This window comes from Pseudomonas sp. Y3 TE3536 (assembly GCF_053629175.1).
This window is the reverse complement of record NZ_JBRJHU010000001.1, coordinates 1143287-1165523: the sequence shown is the minus strand read 5'-3', so window position 1 is coordinate 1165523 and position 22237 is coordinate 1143287. Positions and strand designations below refer to the sequence as shown.

General features: G+C 63.7%; 18 protein-coding genes. 13 read left to right on the top strand and 5 right to left on the bottom strand.

Translation table 11 applies throughout. The features are described from left to right. Window positions 1-156: 156 nt before the first annotated feature. The 3 genes from AB7M33_RS05235 to AB7M33_RS05225 all read left to right on the top strand — a co-directional run bounded on the left by AB7M33_RS05235 (window position 157) and on the right by AB7M33_RS05225 (window position 4426). The gene (locus AB7M33_RS05235; RefSeq protein WP_454242533.1) at window positions 157-783 is read left to right on the top strand and encodes a DNA-3-methyladenine glycosylase family protein; all 627 of its coding nucleotides are present in this window, start codon (window positions 157-159) and stop codon (window positions 781-783) included. Between the two features lie 125 nt (window positions 784-908). Continuing rightward, window positions 909-1967 (top strand): bifunctional DNA-binding transcriptional regulator/O6-methylguanine-DNA methyltransferase Ada, encoded by a 1059-nt coding sequence (ada, locus tag AB7M33_RS05230; protein WP_454242532.1) that lies wholly within the window; start codon window positions 909-911, stop codon window positions 1965-1967. A 56-nt stretch (window positions 1968-2023) separates the two neighbouring features. After that, window positions 2024-4426 carry a DUF3772 domain-containing protein gene (locus AB7M33_RS05225; protein ID WP_027594499.1) on the top strand — a complete coding sequence of 801 codons (2403 nt, stop codon included), beginning with the start codon at window positions 2024-2026 and terminating at the stop codon, window positions 4424-4426. A 115-nt stretch (window positions 4427-4541) separates the two neighbouring features. Here AB7M33_RS05225 and AB7M33_RS05220 read toward each other — a convergent pair whose 3' ends face one another. The 4 genes from AB7M33_RS05220 to AB7M33_RS05205 form a co-directional block, all read right to left on the bottom strand. Next, entirely contained in the window at window positions 4542-5759 is a 1218-nt protein-coding gene (locus AB7M33_RS05220) for a DUF3422 domain-containing protein (RefSeq protein WP_454242531.1), read from the bottom strand. A 167-nt stretch (window positions 5760-5926) separates the two neighbouring features. After that, entirely contained in the window at window positions 5927-7357 is a 1431-nt protein-coding gene (locus AB7M33_RS05215; RefSeq protein ID WP_454242530.1) for an aldehyde dehydrogenase family protein, read from the bottom strand. A 13-nt stretch (window positions 7358-7370) separates the two neighbouring features. Then, window positions 7371-8870, bottom strand: a complete 1500-nt coding sequence (locus AB7M33_RS05210; protein ID WP_085274116.1) for a purine-cytosine permease family protein — start codon at window positions 8868-8870, stop codon at window positions 7371-7373. A gap of 93 nt (window positions 8871-8963) precedes the next feature. Further along, on the bottom strand, window positions 8964-9353 hold the full coding sequence (locus AB7M33_RS05205) for a YybH family protein (RefSeq protein ID WP_027594495.1): 390 nt from the start codon (window positions 9351-9353) through the stop codon (window positions 8964-8966). Window positions 9354-9584: 231 nt separating this feature from the next. Between AB7M33_RS05205 and AB7M33_RS05200 the strand changes: the two genes are divergently transcribed. From AB7M33_RS05200 to AB7M33_RS05160, 9 genes are all read left to right on the top strand, one after another. After that, entirely contained in the window at window positions 9585-10574 is a 990-nt protein-coding gene (locus tag AB7M33_RS05200; protein ID WP_454242529.1) for a Fic family protein, read from the top strand. 138 nt (window positions 10575-10712) lie between these two features. Further along, complete coding sequence (locus tag AB7M33_RS05195; RefSeq protein ID WP_027594493.1) at window positions 10713-11732, top strand: transporter; 1020 nt, start codon at window positions 10713-10715, stop codon at window positions 11730-11732. A 90-nt stretch (window positions 11733-11822) separates the two neighbouring features. Further along, on the top strand, window positions 11823-12443 hold the full coding sequence (gene ycaC / locus AB7M33_RS05190) for an isochorismate family cysteine hydrolase YcaC (protein ID WP_027594492.1): 621 nt from the start codon (window positions 11823-11825) through the stop codon (window positions 12441-12443). Between the two features lie 241 nt (window positions 12444-12684). Then, window positions 12685-13503 carry a polyphosphate kinase 2 gene (gene ppk2 / locus AB7M33_RS05185; RefSeq protein ID WP_454242528.1) on the top strand — a complete coding sequence of 273 codons (819 nt, stop codon included), beginning with the start codon at window positions 12685-12687 and terminating at the stop codon, window positions 13501-13503. Between the two features lie 36 nt (window positions 13504-13539). Then, window positions 13540-14736, top strand: coding sequence for a monovalent cation:proton antiporter-2 (CPA2) family protein (locus tag AB7M33_RS05180; protein ID WP_099428306.1), 1197 nt, complete (start codon window positions 13540-13542; stop codon window positions 14734-14736). A gap of 39 nt (window positions 14737-14775) precedes the next feature. Next, complete coding sequence (locus AB7M33_RS05175; RefSeq protein WP_252826670.1) at window positions 14776-15873, top strand: AI-2E family transporter; 1098 nt, start codon at window positions 14776-14778, stop codon at window positions 15871-15873. 13 nt (window positions 15874-15886) lie between these two features. After that, on the top strand, window positions 15887-17407 hold the full coding sequence (locus AB7M33_RS05170; protein ID WP_454242527.1) for an efflux transporter outer membrane subunit: 1521 nt from the start codon (window positions 15887-15889) through the stop codon (window positions 17405-17407). Beyond that, window positions 17404-18501: an HlyD family secretion protein gene (locus tag AB7M33_RS05165; protein WP_454242526.1), complete on the top strand. Its 1098-nt coding sequence runs from the start codon at window positions 17404-17406 to the stop codon at window positions 18499-18501. Before AB7M33_RS05170 ends, AB7M33_RS05165 begins: the two co-directional genes overlap by 4 nt. After that, window positions 18491-19507 carry a DUF2955 domain-containing protein gene (locus AB7M33_RS05160; protein WP_274888040.1) on the top strand — a complete coding sequence of 339 codons (1017 nt, stop codon included), beginning with the start codon at window positions 18491-18493 and terminating at the stop codon, window positions 19505-19507. Before AB7M33_RS05165 ends, AB7M33_RS05160 begins: the two co-directional genes overlap by 11 nt. On the opposite strand, the gene AB7M33_RS05155 is transcribed toward AB7M33_RS05160, so the two are convergent. After that, on the bottom strand, window positions 19504-21225 hold the full coding sequence (locus tag AB7M33_RS05155; RefSeq protein ID WP_454242525.1) for a SulP family inorganic anion transporter: 1722 nt from the start codon (window positions 21223-21225) through the stop codon (window positions 19504-19506). The genes AB7M33_RS05160 and AB7M33_RS05155 overlap by 4 nt on opposite strands. A gap of 212 nt (window positions 21226-21437) precedes the next feature. On the opposite strand from AB7M33_RS05155, the gene AB7M33_RS05150 reads away from it, so the two are divergent. Next, the gene (locus AB7M33_RS05150) at window positions 21438-22013 is read left to right on the top strand and encodes a hypothetical protein (protein ID WP_186681716.1); all 576 of its coding nucleotides are present in this window, start codon (window positions 21438-21440) and stop codon (window positions 22011-22013) included. Window positions 22014-22237 lie beyond the last annotated feature (224 nt).

The window sequence follows — 22237 nt, the reverse complement described above, 5'->3', positions numbered from 1 at the left end:
TCCCGTGAGCATGCGCGATTGTGAATAGTTCTCAATTCTATGCGGGTAACGCGCCGCAGAGCAATGGTATGCCAGGAATTAGCCGCGCAAGATCCGGCGTTTCGCCGATGAGCGGTTGGGCTAAGCTTGGCCTCTAGTCGACGTGTTGGAGCCGCTATGATCCTGGCTGACCTTTCGCCCGAAGCCTACCGGGAAGCTGCCCGCTACCTGGCCGAGTCGGACCCGGACTGGGCGCGGCATATCGCAGCGATTGGGCCGTGCCTGCACCAGGCGACGCCGGGACGCGAGCCTTATGAGGCGCTGGTACGGGCGATTGCCTACCAGCAGTTGCATGCACGCGCTGCCGAGTCGATTTTGGGCCGGCTGTTGGCGCTGTTCCCCGAAGGCGGCTTTCCCGCACCGCAGCAATTGCTGGCCGTAACGCCAGAGGCGATGCGTGCGTGCGGCTTTTCGGCGAGCAAGGCAGCCACGGTTCAGGGCATTGCCCAGGCCCGCCTAGCGGGTGTGGTGCCCAGCCGCGAGGAGGCGCTGGCCATGCCCGATGACGCGTTGATCGAGCGCCTGGTGGCCTTGCGCGGGGTAGGGCGCTGGACGGTGGAGATGTTGCTGATCTATTGCCTTGAGCGTTCGGACATTCTCCCGGTCGACGACTTCGCGGTGCGTGAGGGGTATCGTCGGCTCAAGGGGCTGGAGAAAGCACCGACGCCGGCGCAGATGCGCTCGCTGGGCGGTGGCTGGCGCCCGTTCCGGACCTTGGCGGCCTGGTACCTGTGGCGGGCCTGAGGTATTTGCTGTGCCTGCACCGGCCTCTTCGCGGGCAAGCCCGCTCCCACATGGTCCATACCTGTGGGAGCGGGCTTGCCCGCGAAGAGGCCGGTACAGGCGATAAAGATAAGAGGTAACCCGCGATGAAACCCTACACAACCTCCGAACAACGTTGGCAGGCCGTGCAGGCTCGCGACGGCAACGCCGCCGGTCACTTCGTCTACGCCGTGCGCACCACCGGTATCTACTGCCGCCCTGGTTGCAAAGCGCGCATGGCCAAGCGCGAAAACGTCGAGTTCTACAGCGATGCCGCCGCCGCCGAATCTGCGGGTTACCGGGCCTGCAAGCGTTGCACCAGCGCGAGCCGTGCCACTGCAACCCGGCGTAGCGAACTGGTCACCCGCGCCTGCCGCCTGCTCGAGGGCGATGAGATTTCACCGAATCTCGACCAACTCAGCGCACAACTGGCCGTCAGCCCCTTTCACCTGCACCGCCTGTTCAAGGCCGAAACCGGCTTGACCCCCAAGGCTTACGCTTCGGCGTTTCGTGCCAGGCGCCTGCGCGAGCACCTGGAAAATGACCAGCGCTCAGTCACCGATGCCATCTATGACGCCGGCTACAACTCCAACAGCCGCTTCTACGAAAGTGCCGAGCAACGCCTTGGCATGCGCCCCAAGGCCTACCGGGCCGGCGGGCAAGGGGCGACTATTCGCTTTGCGCTGGGCCAGTGTTCGCTGGGGGCGATATTGGTGGCGCAGAGCGAGAAGGGCATTTGCGCGATCCTGCTGGGTGATGACCCCGAACCACTGCTGCACGCGTTGCAGGACCAGTTCCCCAACGCCCGGCTGATAGGCGGCGACAACGAATATGAACGCGTGGTCGCCGAGGTGGTGGGCTTTGTCGAAGCGCCGGCATTGGGCCTGGCGCTGCCTTTGGATGTACAAGGCACGGCTTTTCAGGAGCGGGTCTGGCAGGCCCTGCGCGAGGTGCCGGCCGGCTGTCGGGTCAGTTACACCGACATCGCCGAGCGTATCGGCGCACCCAAGGCGGTGCGCGCGGTGGCCATGGCCTGCGCCGCCAACCGCATTGCCGTGGCCATCCCGTGCCACCGGGTGGTTCGCCGCGATGGCGATATCAGCGGCTACCGCTGGGGCGTCGAGCGCAAGCAGCAACTGCTCACGCGAGAAACGGCACTCTCCTGATCGCCTCAAGCCGCGTAGAATCCCCCGCCAAATCGAAATGTATAGAGGAATGTTCGATGAGGCGTGTCAGCCTTGCCCGTTATTGCCTAGGCGTATTGGCCCTGATGGTGGCATTGGCCACCCCGGCCTGGTCCGCACCGGCCACGCCAGTCTCCAGCCTGGCCGCTGCCGAACTGCCGGTGCTCGAAGAAAACGCGAGCCTTGAGCAACTGAATGACCGACTCGACGAGATCCGCCAGGGCGTCACCAGCAACGCCAATGACGACGTGCTCTCGCAGTTGCGCCAGGCCGCCATGCAGGTTCAGCGTCAGGCCGATGCACTCAGTGCGCTGCGGACCACCGACGTCGAGGGCCTGGACGACAAACTCAAGGTGCTTGGCCCGCCCCAGCCGGACGAGACCGCGACCATCACGCTTCAGCGCAAGGACCTCGAGGCGCAGAAAAAGTCCGTATTGGCCGAGCAGGAACAGGCGACCAAGCTGACCCAGTCGGCCCGCGACCTGTCCACGCAGATCGTCAACCTGCGCCGCAGCCAGTTCAACTCGCAGGTCACCAGCCGCGCGACCAGCCCGCTGACTCCGGCGTTCTGGCAATCGCTGATCCGCCCTACCGCTGAAGACCTGAGTCGCCTGCGAGACCTGCGCGGCGAGGCGGCCGATGCCGTGGCCAGCGCGTTCAGTGCCGAGCATCGCTGGTTGTTCCTGACCAGCTTGGTGGCGGCAATCCTGGTCTGGACCTTGGTCCGTCGCCTGCTCGAACGCCTGCTGGCAGACGCCATGATCCGCTGGCTGCCGGAAGGCCGCCTGCGCCGCAGCGCCTTGGCCCTGAGCGTCAGCCTGGCGACGCTGGGTACCATCGCTGGCTCCGTGTCGCTGCTGCGCTGGGGCCTGGAAAGCAGCGCCGAGCTGGGTTCGGACATCGCCAGCCTGACCAACCATATCCTTACCCTGGTGGTGTTCAGCGCCTTCATTTCGGGCCTGGGCCGCGCCATGTTGATGCTGCAGCGCCCGTCCTGGCGCCTGCCGCCGATCCACGATGAAGTGGCCAGCGCCCTGGGCTGGTTCCCCAAACTGCTGGCCCTGGCATTGATGGTGCTGCTGACCCAGGAGCGCATCAACAGCGTGATCGGCACCAGCCTGGCGCTGACCGTGGCCACCAACGGCCTGACCGCGCTGGTGGTGGCGGTGATTTTCTCGGTGGCCTTGCTGCGCTACCGCCGCACCTTGCGCAAGCATGACCTGGAGCGCCCGACCGGCCTGGCGGGGCTGATCCCCTTCGTCATCGTGGTGTGGGTGGGGCTGATCGTGCTGGCACTGCTGGCCGGTTTCCTGACCCTGGCCTACTTCCTGACCGCCAAGTTGCTGTGGATCAGCGTGGTGGCCACCTGTGCCTACCTGTTGACCACCTTCCTCGGTGACCTGTGCGAGACATTGCTGTCGCCTCGTCAGCCCGGTGGCCTGGCCTTGGCGTCGACACTGGGCCTGGCGCCGCGTCATCAGGCCCAGGCCAGCACGATTCTCGCCGGCATTGGTCGCACTGTGTTGCTGTTCCTGGCGGTATTGCTGGCCTTGACGCCGTCGGGCACCAGCCCCGGCGAATTGCTGCTCAGCCTGGGGGATTGGGACGATACCGGCGGCAAGATGCTCGGCAACATGAACATCGTGCCGCAGGACATCCTGCTGGCGGTGGTGATGTTCTTCGGCGGCATGTTCGGTATTCGTGTGCTCAAGCGCTGGTTGAGCGAGCGCCTGTTGCCGGAAACCGACATGGACGCCGGCATGCGCGCCTCGCTGGTGACGCTGGTGGGTTACCTGGGCTTCCTGTTCCTGGCCATGCTGGTGATGTCGACCCTGCGCATCAACCTGACCAGCCTGACCTGGGTGGTGAGTGCGCTGTCGGTCGGTATCGGTTTTGGTCTGCAGCAGATCGTGCAGAACTTCATCTCCGGCCTGATCCTGCTCACCGAGCGCCCGGTAAAGGTGGGCGACTGGGTCAGCCTGGCCGGTGTCGAGGGGGATATCCGCCGCATCAACGTGCGCGCCACCGAGATTCAGATGTCCGACCGCTCGACGGTGATCGTGCCCAACTCGCAGTTCATCTCGCAAAACGTGCGCAACGTGACCATGGGCAATGCCCTTGGGGTGGTCAGCATTACCCTGACCTTGCCGCTGGAAACCGACGCCAACCGTGTGCGGGAGTTGCTGCTGGCGGCGTACCAGGAGCACGAAGCGATACTGGATGCACCCGCGTGTTCGGTGTCGTTCAAGGACCTGACCACCAGCGGCATGGTCATTGGCGTCAGTGGTTACGTGGCGGGGCCGCGGCAGGTGTCGGGCACGCGCAGTGACCTGCTGTTCACCATTCTTGGCCGGTTGCGCGATGAGGGCATCCCGCTGTCGTCGCCGCAAAGCATGGTGTTGGTGCAAGAGGGCGCGCGCCCGGCTGACGAGCCGGCCTGAAGCCGGGGCCGCGGTGCGGCCCATTCGCGGGCAAGCCCGCTCCCACAGGTTCTGCGCTAGCAGGGGCCTGTAGGCGCGGGCTTGCCCGCGAATGGGCTGCACAGCAGCCCCGGTTTCAATGCTGCTTGGCCTGCCTGATCCTCACCAGGATCACCAGCAGCACTAACAGCACTGGCGGCGCCATCGCCAACAACCCATCCCGCGCCGTCAGCCCCACCCCCAGCACATTCAGCCCGCCATACAGCAGCTTGAACAGGTTCAACAGGTAATAGGTGATGGCGATGATCGACAGCCCCTCCACCGCCCGCTGAATCTTCACCTGGGCGTCGGCCCGGGCATTGAGGCTGCGCAGGATCTCTGCGTTCTGCTCTTCCATCTCCACCTGCACCCGGGCCTGCAGCAGGTCCCCCAGGTTGGCGACATTCTTCGCCAACTGCTCCAGCCGTTGCTCGGTGGCTGCGCAGTAACGCACCGTGGGCTTGAAGCGGCGCTCGATGAACACGCCCAACCGCTGGCAATCGCCCACGTGGCTCTCGCGCAGTTCAGCCAACCGCTCAAACACCAGTTGCGCATACGCCTGGGTAGCGCCGAAGCGGTGGCGGGTCCTCACCGTGTGGCTGACCACCTGGCGCGAGAGCAGGGCGATGGCGTCGAGCAGCCCCTTGGAGTCGTGGCCATCGCCCCCGGCGCTGCGTTCGGACAGGCTCACCAGGGTCTTGTCGAAGGCGTCCAGCTCCTGGCTCAGGGCCTTGGCCGTGGTCAGGGTCAGCGAGGCCATCATGCGGTAGGTTTCGATCTCCAGCAGGCGCCGGATCATGCGGCCCTGTCGGTAGGCATTGAGGCGGCGATTGATGAACAGGAAGCGGTTGGTACCGTCCTCGGTCAGGCGAAAATCGCTCCACACCGACGCATCGCCACCGCCCACACAGGAGCCGCAGGGGTCTTTGAAGCCATAGTGGCTCAGGTCGAGGTCCTGTTCGTCGCGGACCAGCACCTGCACCGCATTGATCACCTGCGCCGTTTGCGGGGCGATGGCTTCGGCCAGCACCTGTGGTAGGGCTTGCCACTCGGTGTTGGCGGTGGAGCAGGGCACCACCAGGGTCAAGGTGAAGAACTCGGTGTGCCGTTCCCATTTGAACGGGTGCCCGTCCAGCCGGGTAATGCCCTGCGCTGCGTTGATGTCCTGCGCCTCTGGGCAGCAGCGTTGCAGCAGCGCCGCACACGCTGCATCGCCGCCGAGCAAGGCGAGGTGGAAGACGTGGGCCGGGCCGTCGAAATACAGCGACGGGCGAGCGTGCAGTTCGTTGTGCAAGGCGGTGCGTTGAGGGTGCATGGTGGTCCGGCCTGGTGTTGTGATTGTGGGGGTACCAGGAAGTGGGACTTTGCGCGATGACTGAAAAGTCACGTGGCCATGAGGGCCTTTGTGAAACGGAATCAAGCGCAAAGCAAAAGCCCCTTGTGACATCTGTCAGCAAGGGGCTTCTTGACCAGCTGCTGGGGTTAACCCAGGCAGCGCGTCACATGCTTCACCGAGAGGTACCCCGACAACCCCCAGGGCCCGAGCTCGCGCCCGATGCCGCTGCCTTTGGTTCCGCCCCACGAAGTTTCGACGAACACCGCCTGCACCGAGTTGATCCACACGTGGCCAACCTCCAGCGCATCGGCAACGCGTTCGGCGCGTTCCAGGTCGGCAGAGCAGACCGTGGCCACCAGGCCGAAGCGGCTGTCGTTGGCTTCGGCGATCGCCTGCGCTTCAGTGGTGAAGCGCCGTGCACACAGCACCGGGCCGAAGATCTCTTCGGTCCACAGGCGGCTGTGGGCAGGGACGTCCACATACAGCGTGGGGCTGACGAACCAGCCGTCACGGTCCAGCGCTTTGCCGCCGGCCAGGCATTGCAGGCCCTCTTCGCGTGCGGTGGCAAAGTAGCTGGCAACCTTCAGCCATTGTGCCTGGCTGGTCAGCGGGCCCATGTCCACTTCTTCGCTCAACGGGTTGCCCACCCGCAGGTTCTCCAGTGCCGCCTGCAAGCGCGGCAGCAGCGCATCGGCGATGCCGTCCTGCACCAGCAGGCGTGAGGTGGCCGAGCACATCTGCCCGGCGTTCCAGCTGATGCCGGCGACAATCCATTCCACGGCCTGGTCGATGTCGCAATCATCGAACACCACGATCGCCGACTTGCCGCCCAGCTCCAGCGTCACGGGCCGGCATTGGGCAGAAGCGCTGCGCATCACCTGGCTGCCAACACTGTTGCTGCCGGTGAACGACAGCTTGTCCAGGCCTGCGTGGTTGCTCAGCGCCGCGCCGGTTTCGGCCTTGCCGTTGACGATGTTCAGCACGCCAGCGGGCAGGCCGAGGGCCTCGGCGATCTGGCCGTAAGCCTGCTCGATCAGCGGGGTGACTTCCGAAGGCTTGAGCACCACGGTGCAGCCTGCGGCCAAGGCGGGGGCGAGCTTCCAGGCGCTGGTCACCAGCGGGAAGTTCCACGGCACGATCAGGCCGACCACGCCGACCGGTTCCAGGCGGGTGCGGGCGGTGAAGCCGGGCGCGGCCAGGGGCACGTCGCGGTTCTTTTGCGGCAACTGCTCCGCCAGGTCGGCGTAGTAGCTGAAGGTGGCAATCGCGTCGTCCAGGTCGATTTCGGCCTCGTGGCGCGGCTTGCCGTTGTTGCGCATCTGCAGGGTGATCAACGCTTCACGGCGCTGCCCGAGTTGCTCGGCGAAACCGCGCAGGTACGCTGCACGTTCGCTGGCACTGGTCTGCTTCCAGGTCGGCAGGGCTTCGCGCGCGGCGGCCACGGCTTGGTCGACCTGGGCAACGCTGGCGGCCATCAATTCGGCGAAGGGCTGGCCCAGTGCAGGGTCATTGACGCTGATGCAGTCGCTGCCTTGGCCTTCGACCCAGCGGCCGGCGATGTAGTGAGAAGTGGTCATGGGCAAATTCCAGTCAGGCCATTTCGGCAGTGATTACCGGCGCATGCGAGGTGCTTTTGCAGCGCACCCAGCGCGGGCCATTGGGCCCATACACGCCAGCAGGTTCAGGGAACAGGTTGAGCAGGGCGAGGTACAGTACTCCCGCCAGCCCCAGGGTTACCGGCAGGCTCAGGTCGATGCCGCCGGCCAGGTCGCCCAGCGGGCCGACGAACTGACCCGGCAGGTTGACGAAGCACAGGCCGACTGCCGCGCTGGGGATCCACGCCCCCATGCCGCGCCAGTTCCAGCCGTGCGTGAACCAGTAGTGGCCGCCGCGCTGGCCACGGGTGAACACCTGCAGGTCATCGGCATGGTAGAAGCCGCGACGGGTGATCAGGCCGAGGATCATGATCACCATCCATGGGCTGGTGCAGGTGATGATCAGCACGGCGAAGGTCGACACGCTCTGCACCAGGTTGAAGGTGAAGCGGCCGATGAAGATGAAGCCGATCGCCAGCACGCCGATCAGCAAGGTGGCGGCGGCGCGGCTGAGCAGGCGCGGGAACACGCTGGACATGTCCAGGCCCGTGCCATACAGCGCGGTGGTACCGGTGGACATGCCGCCGATCACTGCAATCAGGCACACCGGCAGGAAGAACCAGCTCGGCGAGATCGCCAGCAGGCCGCCGACATAGTTGTTGGCCGCGATGTAGTCAGGCGCCTGGCTGGCGACCAGGGTGGCGGTGCACAGGCCGAACAGGAACGGGATCAAGGTCGCGGCCTGGGCGCCGATCACCGCCAGCATGATGCGCGACTTGGGCGTGGTCCGCGGAATGTAGCGCGACCAGTCGCCCAGGAACGCACCGAACGACACCGGGTTGCTCATGGCCAGGATCGCCGCACCGACGAAGGCTGCCCAGAAACCCGCTTGGCCAAGGTTGACGCTGCCGGCGTAGCCCGCATCGAACGGCCCGGCGAAGGCCGCGATGCCCAGCAAGAACAGCAAGCTCGACGCCCACACCGCAATCTTGTTGACCCACAGCATGAAGCGGAAGCCGAAGATGCACACCACCAGGACCAACACCGCGAACAGGCCATAGGCCAGGCCCAGGGTGAGGTCGGTTTCCGGTAGGCCGGCGAGGCGTTTGGCACCACCCACCAGGGCATCGCCCGAGCTCCACACCGACAGTGAGAAGAACGCCACGGCGGTGAGCAGCGACAGGAACGAGCCGACGATACGCCCGTGCACGCCGAAGTGCGCGCCCGACGACACCGCGTTGTTGGTGCCGTTGAGCGCACCGAACAGGCCCATGGGGGCGAGGATGATGGCACCGATGCCGACCCCGAGCACAATCGCCCAGACCCCGGCCTGGAACGACAACCCGAACAGCACTGGGAAGCTGCCCAGCACGGCCGTGGCAAAGGTGTTGGCACCGCCGAAAATCAGGCGGAACAGGTCAAGCGGGGAGGCGTGGCGTTGGTCGTCGGGAATCTGTTCGACGCCGTTGGTCTCGATACCGGTCGAGTGGCTCATGGTGATACTCCAGCGCGGTTGTTGTCGCCCGGCGCAGTGCGCGGGCCTTATTGTGGGTGCGATGGCAGAGCGGCAAGGCCGCGTAAAAGAGGATCAGGCGGTGGTGACGACCGACAGGTGTTCATGGCAGGCCAACCAGCGCTCGCCCTGGCGGCGAAACACGATGGTTTCTCGCTCGGCCAGCTGGTGCTCTTCACCGGCGATGCGGATGTGCGTGGCCACATCGTGCATGAAGATCGCCACGTCACCTTGCAGGCTCACTTGCGCATTGCCCGACTCACACGCCAGCACGGCAAAACCGTCGGCCTGCCACTGGGCCCACACGGCTTCATAAGCGCCACGCGACAACAGCGGCTGCGCCAAGGTGTGGAAGAGGAAGGTGGCGTCTTCGCTGAAACAGGCGAAGTAGCGGGCGGTGTCGTTGCTGGCAAAGGCATCGATGAGGTCGGCGGCGGCTTGCCGTACCTGGAGTGTCTGGTCCACGGGAGTGGCCTCACGCTTTTTGTGATTGTGGTGAGCGATTCTGGTGGCGCTTGGCGGGGGGAAAAATCGCTGGGGGCAAATAATCAGTTCAGGAAAGTGTGAAGTGATGTTTGGCTGGCTTTACCCTCGTATTGCCCGTGGATTAAGGTGGAAGGAGTCGTGTTGAGCAGCAGCCATTGGCGTGTAGAACGTAAAACTGACGAAGCCCCTTACCTCCTTGGACTGTAGGCAATGAGTAAGTACGAACCACCGCTCACGGTAACACCTCGTATTTTGGCATTGGTTGCCGAGATCAGTGAGCTTGTGGGGTTGTTGGCTGCTCACCCGGACAGCGGGCTGACGCCGCAACTGCGCCGGGGCAACCGTATTCGGACTATCCAGGCATCACTTGCAATAGAGAACAATACGTTGAGCGTGGAGCAGGTAACTGCATTGCTGGATGGCAAGCGGGTATTGGGGTTGCCACGTGAAATCCAGGAAGTGCGAAATGCATTCGTTACCTATGATGCAATGGCGAACTGGCGCCCCGGCTCTCAAGACGATCTCCTCGCTGCACACGGTATGCTGATGCAAGGGCTGATTGATGACGCTGGCCATTTTCGCAAGGGGGGCGTAGGGATCTATCGCGGGGTACGCTTACTGCACATGGCGCCCCCAGCCAGTCGGGTCGCGACGCTCGTGCAGGGCCTATTGCACTGGCTCGTAAAAAACGATTGGCACCCCCTGATCATCAGCTGTGTATTTCACTACGAGTTTGAGTTCATCCACCCGTTTGCTGATGGAAATGGACGAATGGGACGGCTCTGGCAGACGCTGTTGCTTAGCCGTTGGCGACCAGTCCTGGCATACCTTCCAGTAGAAACGGTAATCCGTGAGCAGCAAGAAGCCTACTATTCGGCGCTTGCCGCAGCCGATCAGTCTGGTGAAGCAACCCCGTTTGTCGAGTATATGCTCCAAGCACTGCTTCAAGCCCTCAGCGAAGCAGTGGGTAGCGATCAAGTAGGCGATCAAGTAACCGATCAAGTAGCGAGACTGCTCAATGTTCTGCCCATTGGGATTTCATTGAAGGCCAATGAATTGATGGATCGCCTTGGGCTCTCGCACCGTCCCACATTCAGCAAGAATTACCTTAAACCAGCAATTGCTATGGGTTTGATCGAAATGACTGATCCTCATTCTGCTCGCAGTCCTAGACAGCAATATCGTCGAGTCGCCAAGTAAGCGACGATCCGCTTGTATGGGCCAACTGGCGGGGCTATCCCCAAATGACCGGCATACGCCAAACCCGCTGTCATCGAACTGCAACGTACATCCCGCAACCTTTCTGCCATCAACCTCAATGCCTCATTGCGAGTTCGAATGGGTCATCCCGCGCTGCATCCGCAACAGGACCATGACCTGTTCGGCCTGCTTTATGCTTTTGCCTTCCGCCCAGGCCAGCCCGGTCGCGAGATCGATTCGGCGCAGTTGCTGCGCAAGCTCGGCGAACCGCCTGAGCCCGACGAGTTTTTATGGCTGCACCTGAACCTGGCCCATGCCGCTTGCGAGCGCTGGCTGCGTGCCCACCTGACGCTGCCCGAGGCGTTTTTCGAAACCTTGCGCGAGGGCTCCCGGTCGACCCGTATCGAACATGCCGATTCGGCCCTGTTGGCGGTGGTCAACGATGTGGTGTTCAACTTCGGCCTGGTGTCGTCGGACATTTCCACGCTGTGGGCCTGCGCCAGCAGCCAGCTGCTGGTGAGCGCGCGTTTGCAGCCGTTGCATTCGGTGGACAAGCTGCGCTCGTCGGTCAAGCGAGGCGAGCGCTTCCATTCGTCCATCGAACTGCTGGTGCATCTGCTGCGCGACCAGGGCGATGTGTTGACCCAGATCGTGCGCGAAACCACCACCAGCGTCGATCGCATCGAAGACCAGTTGCTGTCCCAGCGCCTGAGTGACAACCGCGCCGAACTCAGCAGCATGCGTCGGGTACTGGTGCGCTTGCAGCGCCTGCTGGCGCTCGAGCCTGGGGCCCTGCTGCGCCTGCTCAACCGCCCACCGGACTGGCTGCAGGAACAGGACATGCGCCAGCTGCGCGCGGCGACCGAAGAGTTCACCCTGGTGATCAGCGACCTCACCGCCCTGGGTGAGCGGATCAAGTTGCTGCAGGAAGAGATCGCCGCCAAGCTCAACGAACAGACCAACCGCACCCTGTTCACCCTGACGGTGGTGACCGTGCTGGCGCTGCCCATCAACATCATCGCCGGCTTTTTCGGCATGAATGTCGGTGGCGTGCCGCTGTCGGACGACCCACATGGCTTCTGGGTACTGGTGGCACTGGTGGCGACCTTCACCGTGCTGGTGGGGCGTTGGGCGTTTCGCAAGCGGCGTGAATACTGACGGCGGCATGCGCCCCGACTGACGGTCCCCGCCATCTCTGATCCTTGCCTACGCTGATACTCCCCATCTGCAGATGCAAGGAGCTTCATCATGGCCTTCCAATACAAGCGTCTGGACAAGAACAACGCCGCAGTCCTGCTGGTCGATCACCAGGCGGGTTTGCTTTCGCTGGTGCGTGACATCGACCCCGACCGCTTCAAGAACAACGTCCTGGCCCTGGCAGACCTGGCCCAGTACTTCAAGCTGCCGACCATCCTCACCACCAGCTTCGAAACCGGCCCCAACGGCCCGTTGGTCCCCGAGCTCAAGGCGCAGTTCCCCGATGCCCCCTACATCGCTCGCCCCGGCAACATCAACGCCTGGGATAACGAAGACTTCGTCAAGGCCGTCAAGGCCACGGGCAAGAAGCAACTGTTGATCGCCGGTGTAGTGACTGAGGTCTGCGTCGCGTTCCCGGCACTGTCGGCACTGGAGGAGGGCTTCGAGGTGTTCGTCGTCACCGACGCCTCTGGCACCTTCAACGAATTGACCCGCGATTCGGCCTGGCGGCGCATGGAGGCTGCCGGGGCACAACTGATGACCTGGTTCGGCGTGGCCTGCGAGCTGCACCGCGACTGGCGTAATGACGTCGAAGGGTTGGGGACGCTGTTCTCCAACCACCTTCCCGATTACCGCAACCTGATGACCAGTTACGACAAGCTGGCCAAGTAGCGCCCTGCCTCGCACGGTGGACGGCTCTGTGTAGGAGCAGCCTTGCGCTGCGAAGAGGCCGGTGTAGCACAGAGCATCTTTCAGGCGGCCACCGGCCTCTTCGCAGCGCAAGGCTGCTCCTACACACACACAGACCGAGCAAACCGTTCACCAGTAAGGCTCGGCGCCGGAGTAGTAAGCGAAGCGGCAAACCGCCATGGATCGACCATACTGAGTCTTCATTCGCCAGCGGGAGCGAGCCATGTCGAAGTCAGCCAAGCAGAAGGACCCTCAGGCACAGCCCGAAAAATTGGGCGGCAAGGCCTACGAGAAGGCGCTCAAGCACCTTCACGTCGAGTTGGTAAAGCTGCAGGAATGGGTCGTGGCCAAGGGCCTGAAGGTGTGCATCGTCTTTGAAGGCCGCGATGGTGCGGGCAAGGGCGGGACCATCAAGGCCCTCACCGAGCGGGTCAGCCCGCGGGTGTTCCGTGTGGTGGCGCTGCCGGCGCCGACTGAGCGGGAAAAAACCCAGATGTACGTGCAACGCTACCTGGGCCATCTGCCTGCTGCAGGCGAGGTGGTGATCTTCGACCGCAGTTGGTACAACCGCGCCGGTGTCGAGCGGGTGATGGGGTTTTGCAGTGATGAACAGGCCAACAAGTTTCTCACTGTGGTGCCGTTGTTCGAGAAGATGATGGTCGAGTCGGGGATCATCCTCATCAAGTACTGGCTGGAGGTCAGCGCCGAAGAGCAGACCCGCCGCCTGCAGGACCGCATCAATGACGGCCGCAAGCTGTGGAAGCTGTCCCCGATGGACTTGAAGTCGTATACCCGCTGGGATGACTACACCAAAGCCCGCGATGACATGTTCGCCGCGTCGGATTCCTCCTGGGCGCCATGGTTCATGGCCCACTCCAACGACAAGCGGCGCGCACGGCTGAACATCATCAGCCACCTGCTCGGCCGCATTCCCTACAAGGACATCACCCGCGACCAGGTCGTGAAATTGCCCAAGCGCGGCAAGGTCGGCAAGTACAAGGCGGTGAACTACCCGTTCAAGGTTGTCGAAGCGCGTTACTGACCCCATCCCCGCGGGGAGCCTACAGGGTGTAGACCTATGCCACATGACGGCAGCTTGCTCCAGGCAACGGTGGTGTTCCTCTTGGCCGTGGTACTGCTGGTGCCACTGGCGCAGCGTTTGAAACTGGGGGCCGTGCCGGGGTATCTGCTGGCCGGCATCCTCATCGGCCCTTCGGTGCTGGGTTTGCTGGGTAACCCGGATAACGTCGCACGCCTGTCAGAGATGGGCGTGGTGATGCTGCTGTTCGTCATTGGCCTTGAGCTTTCGCCACGCCGCCTGTGGACCATGCGCCGGGCGCTGTTCGGCGTTGGCTCGTTGCAGGTCGGGCTGACTGCTGCGGTGCTGGGCCTGCTCGCCTTTTGGCTGTTCGGCCAATCGAAGGCGGCGGCCGTCGTGCTGGGGCTGGGGCTGGCCCTGTCGTCCACGGCGTTTGGCTTGCAGGTGCTGGCCGAGCGCAAGGACCTGGGCAAGCCTCACGGGCGCCTGGCGGTGGCGATTCTGCTGTTCCAGGACATTGCCGCCATCCCCCTGATTGCCGTGGTGCCCTTGCTGGGCGGGGATGTCAGCCGCGCCGATGAAGGGACGTGGCCGCTGGTGGGCGTGGCGGTCGGCATCGGTGTGATCATTGTGGGTGGCCGCTACCTGATGACCCCGGTATTCAAATGGACGGTCGGCTCCGGGTTGCCGGAGTTGTCCACCGCTACCGCGTTGCTGGTGGTACTGGGCACCGCTTGGGTAATGGAGCACGTCGGCATCTCGATGGCGCTTGGTGCGTTTCTCGCTGGTGTGTTGATGGCCGAGTCGCCGTTCCGTCACGAGCTCGAAACCCAGATCGAACCCCTCAAAGGCCTGTTGCTCGGGCTGTTCTTCGTCGGCGTGGGCATGAGCGCCGACTTGCGCCTGTTGTTCGGCATGCCCTTGGCGGTGCTGGGGCTCACGCTGTTGCTGGTGGGCGTCAAGCTGCCGCTGTTGGTGGCTTTGGGCCGTACGGCCGGTGGGCTGAACCGGCCCCAGGCGTTGTGCCTGGGGGTGGTGTTAGCGTCTGGCGGTGAGTTTGCGTTCGTGGTGTTCAAGCTCGCGCTTGCGCACCAAGTGCTCGAGCAGCAGGTGCATGACCTGTTGGTGCTGGCCATCACCCTGTCGATGGCGGTGGTGCCGTTGGTGATGATGGCCCTGAGCCGACAGTTGCGCGACCCCGACGCCACCCGCCCCACGCCTGAAACCGACCACTGATTCGCGCCAAGACGGCGTACGACTGTTCGGAGGTGAAGCATGCAGCCGAGTTTCAAGCTGGACAGCGCCCTGTCGCAGGGCTTGCTCGATGTCTTGATCAAGGCAGGCTTGGTGGCTGCCCTGGTGATCTTCTCCTTCCAGGTGTTCCAACCTTTCCTCGAACTGATGCTGTGGGCGGTGATCCTGGCCGTCACGCTGTACCCGCTGCACTGCCGTATCACGCGGCGCTGGGGGCTCAAGGACGGCTATGCGGCAACGGTGGTGGTGCTGCTGGTACTGGTGGTGTTGCTGGTGCCGATCTACCTGGTGGTGGTGTCGATCACCGAGTCGGTGGACAGCATGCTGACGCTGCTCAAGAGCGGCGCCTGGAGCGTGCCGACACCCCCCGAGTCGGTGGCTTCCTGGCCGTTGATCGGGCCGCGCCTGTATGCCTTGTGGCTGGCAGCATCCGAGAGCCTGAGCGAGGTGCTCAACAGCATGATGCCGCAGCTCAAGGACGCCGGGCGTGTGCTGCTGGGGGCCGCGGCCAGTGCCGGGGGGGCGTTTTTGATGTTCATCGCGGCGATCATCATCTCGGGGGTGATCATGGCCTTCGGCGCGCGTGGCGAGCTGGCGGCGCAGCGCATTGCCATGCGCGTATCCGGCGAGCAGCGCGGCAGGTCGATTGCCAAACTGTGTACCGCCACCATTCGCGCCGTTGCCCAGGGCGTAATCGGCATCGCCTTCATCCAGATGCTGCTGATTGGCGTTGGCTTTGTCATCAAGGGCGTGCCGGGGGCGGGGATGTTGGCAATTGCCATCCTCATGCTGGGTATTGCCCAGGCGCCGGCCACGCTGATCACGTTGCCGGTGATCGCCTACGTGTTCCATGCCGAGGGCTTCACCCTGGCGACCATCGTGTTTGCCGTTTACACCTTCGTTGCCGGCCTCGCTGACAATGTGCTCAAGCCCCTGCTGCTGGGGCGCGGGGTCGATGTGCCGATGCCTGTGGTGCTGATCGGCGCGCTGGGCGGCATGGTGGTCAAAGGCATCATCGGCCTGTTCATCGGCCCGGTGATTCTTGGCGTGACCTACGTATTGTTCTGGCAATGGGTCGCGCTGCAGGTACCCGAAAACCCTGTCGAACCGTCGGCCTGAGCCGGGGCCTGGCATGCCTGCACCTTCCTGGTGTCGCGCCTTGGGCCTGGTTGCCTTGCTGTCAGGCTGCACCCAGGTCGGGCCAGACTTTCACCCCCCGCAAACGGCCTGGCTGGACCCGTGGAGCACACCCTTGCTGGAGCAGGCCGGGCGGCGCGATGCAACGGTGGACTTTCGCCATTGGTGGCAGGTGTTCGCCGACCCGACACTGGATGCGCTGATTGCCGAAGCCGACGCCCACAACAGCAACCTGCGCGTGGCCGGCCTGCGCATCGCCGAGGCACGTGCACAGCTGGCCATCGTGCAGACTGGGCGTTACCCGCAGTTGCAGCAGGTGCGGGCGCAAAGCCTCTACCTCAAGCAGGACCAGTCTGGCACCGACACTGCCCGCGATTCGGTGTTCTGGCAGTCCAGCGCAGGGTTCGACATCGCCTGGGAAATTGACTTCTGGGGGCGCTTCAGCCGCGCCATCGAGTCTGCCGATGCCCTGTATTTCGCCTCACAGGCCAACTACGCCGATGCCATGTTGCTATTGCGTGCCCAGGTAGCCGACACCTACTTTGCATTGCGTACCGCGGAGGCGCGCCTTGCCATTGCCGAAGAAAACGCCAAGCGCCAGGCGCGCAGCCTGGAGATCACCGAGCGGCTGTTCCGCCATGGCGAGCATGACGAACTCGATTGGCAGCAGGCCCGCACGCAGTACTTGGCTACCCAGGCGACCATCCCCGAGTTCGAGAACCAGCTCAACGCCCTGCGCAACGTGCTCTGCTCGCTGCTCGGGCGCCCCCCCGGCCCACTGCCGGAGCTGCAGTCGCAATACGGCCAGTTGCCACTGCCGGACCGCGCACTGCTGCAGGACGTGCCTGCTCGCCTGTTGCAGCGGCGCCCAGACATCCGCGCTGCCGAACAGGCCGTGGCGGCACAATCGGCACTGGTCGGGGTGGCCGAAGCTGACCTTTATCCACAGCTGAGCCTGTTGGGCAGCCTCGGCTGGACGTTCGTCTCGGCCAGCCACCTGCCCAACACGCTTGACCTCGCCGCCGGCCCAAGCCTGATCTGGAACCCGTTCGACTACGGCCGGCGCAAGAACGCCGTGCGTGTCGAGGACGCGCGCTTGCAGCAATTGATCGAGTTGTATCAGCAAAGTGTGCGTGAAGCCGCCCGTGAGGCTGACGATGCCGCCAGTGGCCTGGTGCGCTCGCTGCAAAGTGCTGGGATTCGCGATCAAGCCTCGCAAGCCGCGCAGCGCTCGTTGAGCCTGGCCATGTCGCAGTACCGCGAAGGGTTCGCCGACTTCCAGCGGGTGCTCGATGCCCAACAGTTGCTGCTGCAACAACAGGACGGCTACCTGGTCAGCCGCGGCAATGCCGTCAGCAGCCTGGTGACCTTGTACAAGGCCCTGGGGGGTGGTTGGGACCCAGGCCGTGCGCCGATCGACCCGGCCACGCGTCGTCAGATGCAGCAACGCACCGATTGGGGAGACTTGCTGGATGAGCCTGCCCCCAGCGCACAGCCACCAGGTGAGCAAAAATGACCGACACCCCGCAAACACCGCCTGCGCAAGCGCCCGACCGTGGCCTGCGCTGGGTATTGCTGCTGATTGCCGTGAGCCTGCTCTGGTACCTGCTGGCCGACCGTTTTACACCGTACACCCAGCAGGCTCGCCTGCAAGCCTACGTGGTGCCGGTGAGCGCCGAGGTTGCCGGCCAGGTCAAGCGCGTGGCCGTGGGTAATAACCAGGAAGTGCGCAAGGGCGAAGTGTTGTTCGAACTGGACCAGGAGCAATACCGCATTGCCCTGGCTCGCGCCGAAGCCGACTTCGACACGGTGGGCCGGCAGATCGGCGCCCACACGGCCGGCATCGACTCGGCCCAGGCGGCGTTGATGGCGGCCCAAGCCAACGAGCGCAAGGCCCGGCAAGACGCCGAGCGGCTGAAGCGGCTGATCGAGGAGGACCCCGGCACGGTTTCGCAGCGGCGCCTGGAAGGCGCGCAGGCCACGCGCGACCAGGCCATCAGCCAAGTCGCGGCAGCCCGTGCCGAAGTGGTGCGGGCACGTGAGCAGCAGGGTGGGGCGCAGGCGGACAATGCGCAGGTGCGCAGCGCGGCGGCGAATGTGCAAAAGGCCCGCCTGGACCTGGAGCGAACGGTGGTGCGCGCCGATACCAACGGGTTGATCACCGACCTGCGCACTGACGTGGGCCACTACGTGGGCGCCGGCAGCCCGATGATGACCCTGATTGCGATCCATGACGTGTGGATCAGCGCCGACCTGACCGAGAATAACCTCGGTCGCCTGCGCCCCGGCACACCGGTGCTGGTGGTGCTCGATGCGCTGCCTGGGACGGTGCTGAAGGGGCGCATACGCAGCATCGGTTATGGCGTCAGCGTGGGCCAGAGCAACCCACCGGGCACGCTGCCGAGCGTGCAGAACAGCCGTGAATGGCTGCGCTCGGCTCAACGCTTTCCGGTCATAGTCGAGCTTGACCGGGACCAACTGGAAGACAAGTCCGGCTTGCGGGTGGGTGGCCAAGCCGAGGTGATGGCGCTGCCCAGCGAGGGCAACCCGCTGAACGTGCTTGGCCGGTTGTTCATGTGGCTGATGAGCTGGCTCTCGTATGCCTATTGAGCTGCGGCGCCAGCGTGCGCTTCGCCTGGCCTGGGGCGTGGCGCTGTGCCTGGCGGTCAGCTTCGGTTTTGGCCTGCCGGTGCCGATTTTGGCGCCGGTGTTCGCGGTGCTGTTGTTAGCCATGCGTAGCCAGCCACTGCCGTTGCGCGCGGCACCGGCGTTGGCCGTGCTGGTGCTGCTGAGTTGTGGCAGTGGCCTGTTGCTGATTCCCTTGCTGCGCCATGCACCGGTAAGTGGTGTGCTGCTGGTCGGTGTTGGCGTGTTTCTGGTGCTGCGTTATGCCCTGAAGGGCGGCAACGGCCTGTTGGCCAACTTGCTGGTGATCGGCCTGACCATGATCGCCGCAGCCGGCACCAGCGATTTCACCTTGGCGCTGTCGGTGGTCGAGGCCTTGTCCAAAGGCATGCTCCTGGCAACCTTGGGCACGGCGCTGGCGCATGTGATGTTCCCCGAACCGGCTGACGCACCTGTACAACCGACACCGCCGCCGCTCGCCGCTGAACGGGCCAGCTGGGTCGCACTGCGCGCCACGCTGATCGTCATGCCGGCCTTTTTGCTGGCGCTGATCGCACCGGACGCGTTCATGCCGCTGATCATGAAGTCGGTGAGCCTCGGTCAGCAGGCCAGCGAGACCCATGCCCGCAATGCCAGCCGAGAACTGATTGGCTCGACCTTGCTGGCCGGGCTGCTGGCGATCCTGCTGTGGGGGGCATTGAGCCTGTTCGTGCACCTGTGGATGTTTTTCCTGTGGGTGCTGCTGTTCACGCTTTGGCAGGGCCGGCGGCTGTACCGCGCGGTGGCGACGCGGCATAGCCCGGCCTATTGGGTCAGTTGCCTGACTACGATGTTGATACTGCTGGGGCAGTCGGTGCAGGACAGCGCGGCCGGGCAGGATGTCTACCGCGCGTTCGCCGTGCGCATGGCGCTGTTCTTGGCGGTGTCGGTGTATGCCAGTGCGCTGCTGATCTGGATCGACCGGCGCAGGGCACGGCAGTGGGTGCATTAGGGCTGCCAGTCGACCCCGGTGTCTTCCAGGTAGGCATCCACCGCAGCGCCGACGGTGGGGTGAAAGGCCTTTTCCCCCATGTGCTGGAACAACTCAAAGCGCTTCATCTTGTCTTTCACCGGGTCTTTCATCTCCGCGAACTGCAACTCCACGCCGCGCGCCTCCAGTGCCCGGTCCAGCTCAGCGAGCATGTCTGCAGAGGTCACGTCGATGCTGGTCACAGGCTCCGCGGCGATCACCAACCGTTGCACGGGGGTAGGGGACTGTTCCACAGCCGCCAGCACGGTGCTCTGGAACTGCTCGGCATTGGCAAAAAACAGCGGCGCATCCCACCGCAGCAGCACCAGGCCCGGGATGCGCCGGGCTTGCGGGTAGCGCTGCACATCATGGTAGCCGCGGGTGCCATCCACCCGGCCGAGCACTGCAAAATGCGGCCGCCAGCCATCCCAGAGAAATTCGATGACCGAAATCGCCACGGCAATGCAGATACCCGGAATGGCACCAAATACAGCCACCCCGACAAAACAGGTAAACGACAGCCAGAACTCCCATTGCTGCATGTGGAAGATGCGTTTGAGGTCAGTGAATTCGAACAGCCCCAGTGCGGCGGCGATCACCACGGCAGCGAGGGCACTGTTGGGCAGGTAATGCATCAGGTTGGGCGCCACCAGCAGCAGAACGGTCACGGCCAGCGCGCCGATGATGCCGGTGAGCTGGGTCTTGGCCCCAGCAGCTTCAGCGACAGGGGTGCGTGACGAACTGCTGCTGATCGGGATGCCCTGGAACAGCCCGCTGGCCAGGTTGGCCACCCCCAGGCCAAACATCTCCTGGTTCGGGTTGACCGGCATCTTCAGGCGGGCCGCGTAGGAGCGCGACAGCACGCTGGTGTCGGCGAATGACACCAGCGCCACCGCGATGCCGCCGAGCAGCACTTCCACCAGGTCGATATCGCTCAACCAGGGGAAGACCAGGTCCGGCAGGCCCTGGGGTAACTGGCCGAGGACTTTGACGCCGCTCTGGTCCAGGTCGAGCAGGCTCACCGCCAGTGTCGCCAGCACCACAGCGATCAGAATGCCGGGCAAGCGCTTGAAGGGTTTGAGCAGCAGGATCAGCGCCAGGCTGCCAGCGCCGATGACGAAGCTGGGCCAGTGGCCCTGGCCTGCAAGCAGGGCCTGGATCAGGCCCCAGATGTCACGCAGCGGACCTTGGCTGTCAATGGATAAGCCAAACAGTTTGGGCAGTTGGCTGATCAGCACGGTCAAGGCGATGCCGTTCATGTAGCCATAGCGGATCGGCTTGGACAGCAATTCGGTGATGAAGCCCAGGCGCAGCAGGCCGGCGACCATGCAGAACACCCCAGCGACCAAGGCCATCATGCTGGCGATGGTGATGGCGCGCTGCGGGTCGCTGGCGGCGTACTGCACCACCACCGCCAGGATGGGCGCGGCCAGTGCCGAATCTGGGCCCAATACCAGGATGCGGCTGGGGCCGAACAGGGCATAGGCCAGCAGCGGAATGATGGTGGCGTAGAGGCCGTAGATGCCGGGTACGCCCGAGGCTTCGGCGTAGGCAATGCCCACGGGCACCAGCATGCTGGTGAGTACCAGCCCGGCAGCGATGTCCCTGGGCAGCCAGGCACGCTGATAGTGAAGCAGGGTGACCACGCCAGGCAGCCAGCGTTGCCAGTCGAAGCGTGGGGGAGGGGGTGTTTCGGGCATGGTGCAGGCTCCAGGGGGCATGTACTGCGTGAGGTCCCGTTGGAGTCAGCTTAGAGCGTGGATGGCGGCGTTGCTCAAGCAGCGACGTAACCTCGGCTGCTAGAAGCACTCACCTCGCGTTACAAATGAAGTCATGCTTGCGCTTCAGGTTGCCTGACAACTCCCCATCCTCGTGTAAAGTCGGGCGATTAACGCGCGCTCGGGGACTGAGCTTGGCAAAATTTCACGTCGACGCTATCCAGCGCTGGGAATCGTTTGAACATGCTGGAACGTCCTATGACCTTAATCACCTGGACTGTCACGAAGTCTTCTTGCAAAAACAAGATGGCAAGGATCCAATCCGCTTCGTAGTCACCTACGGCCTTCATTGCTTCACCAAAGACGATACTGAGCGGAACATTCCACTGAAGTACGCTGATGGTCGTGAAAGCCGATTCATCTGCATAGAGCGCTATGAAACGTCCAAGTGCCTCCGGGGAATGCTCGAAAAACTGGCCAGCGCGACGGTGTTCCTGACTCAGGGAGAGAGCTTTTTCACAATAGACGTCATGAATAACGCCAGCGGCGAGGTGGAACCGTTCAAGATCTGCATGGCCATCTTTCGCGAAAACAGGGTACTGCGGATACACGTCACCAGCGCCTACTTTGCAAGGTTGGGTGAAGGTTCGCCGGGTATTCCGATCAGGAAAAAAGGTTTCAGCATTTTCAAGATCGCGGTCGATACCCTGAAAAAACCGAACGGCCAGTTCCCCAAAGAGGTCCGCAATCGCTACCCTAGGAAGAAATGAAGGGCCCAGAAACGGCGAATCCCTCTCGAGGAGGGATTCTCAGCCGTCGATGCATGCTTCGACGGGGCAGGTCGTTCTCACGTCGCGCTCGGCGAGCTGGTTTCCCAGCAACGGGGTGCGATCCGAAGATCCCTGTAACCACCCTTTGGTTTACGTATAAACGCAGGCCTATAGTCCACTAACAGTGGAATAGGATCAAGGCTTTTTTCATCACGTGATAACCC

Coding starts and splice junctions, on each gene's coding strand:
- AB7M33_RS05235 (WP_454242533.1), top strand. CDS start 157: ATGATCCTGGCTGACCTTTCGCCCGAAGCCTACCGGGAAGCTGCCCGC.
- ada (WP_454242532.1), top strand. CDS start 909: ATGAAACCCTACACAACCTCCGAACAACGTTGGCAGGCCGTGCAGGCT.
- AB7M33_RS05225 (WP_027594499.1), top strand. CDS start 2,024: ATGAGGCGTGTCAGCCTTGCCCGTTATTGCCTAGGCGTATTGGCCCTG.
- AB7M33_RS05220 (WP_454242531.1), bottom strand. CDS start 5,759: ATGCACCCTCAACGCACCGCCTTGCACAACGAACTGCACGCTCGCCCG.
- AB7M33_RS05215 (WP_454242530.1), bottom strand. CDS start 7,357: ATGACCACTTCTCACTACATCGCCGGCCGCTGGGTCGAAGGCCAAGGC.
- AB7M33_RS05210 (WP_085274116.1), bottom strand. CDS start 8,870: ATGAGCCACTCGACCGGTATCGAGACCAACGGCGTCGAACAGATTCCC.
- AB7M33_RS05200 (WP_454242529.1), top strand. CDS start 9,585: ATGAGTAAGTACGAACCACCGCTCACGGTAACACCTCGTATTTTGGCA.
- AB7M33_RS05195 (WP_027594493.1), top strand. CDS start 10,713: ATGGGTCATCCCGCGCTGCATCCGCAACAGGACCATGACCTGTTCGGC.
- ycaC (WP_027594492.1), top strand. CDS start 11,823: ATGGCCTTCCAATACAAGCGTCTGGACAAGAACAACGCCGCAGTCCTG.
- ppk2 (WP_454242528.1), top strand. CDS start 12,685: ATGTCGAAGTCAGCCAAGCAGAAGGACCCTCAGGCACAGCCCGAAAAA.
- AB7M33_RS05180 (WP_099428306.1), top strand. CDS start 13,540: ATGCCACATGACGGCAGCTTGCTCCAGGCAACGGTGGTGTTCCTCTTG.
- AB7M33_RS05175 (WP_252826670.1), top strand. CDS start 14,776: ATGCAGCCGAGTTTCAAGCTGGACAGCGCCCTGTCGCAGGGCTTGCTC.
- AB7M33_RS05170 (WP_454242527.1), top strand. CDS start 15,887: ATGCCTGCACCTTCCTGGTGTCGCGCCTTGGGCCTGGTTGCCTTGCTG.
- AB7M33_RS05165 (WP_454242526.1), top strand. CDS start 17,404: ATGACCGACACCCCGCAAACACCGCCTGCGCAAGCGCCCGACCGTGGC.
- AB7M33_RS05160 (WP_274888040.1), top strand. CDS start 18,491: ATGCCTATTGAGCTGCGGCGCCAGCGTGCGCTTCGCCTGGCCTGGGGC.
- AB7M33_RS05155 (WP_454242525.1), bottom strand. CDS start 21,225: ATGCCCGAAACACCCCCTCCCCCACGCTTCGACTGGCAACGCTGGCTG.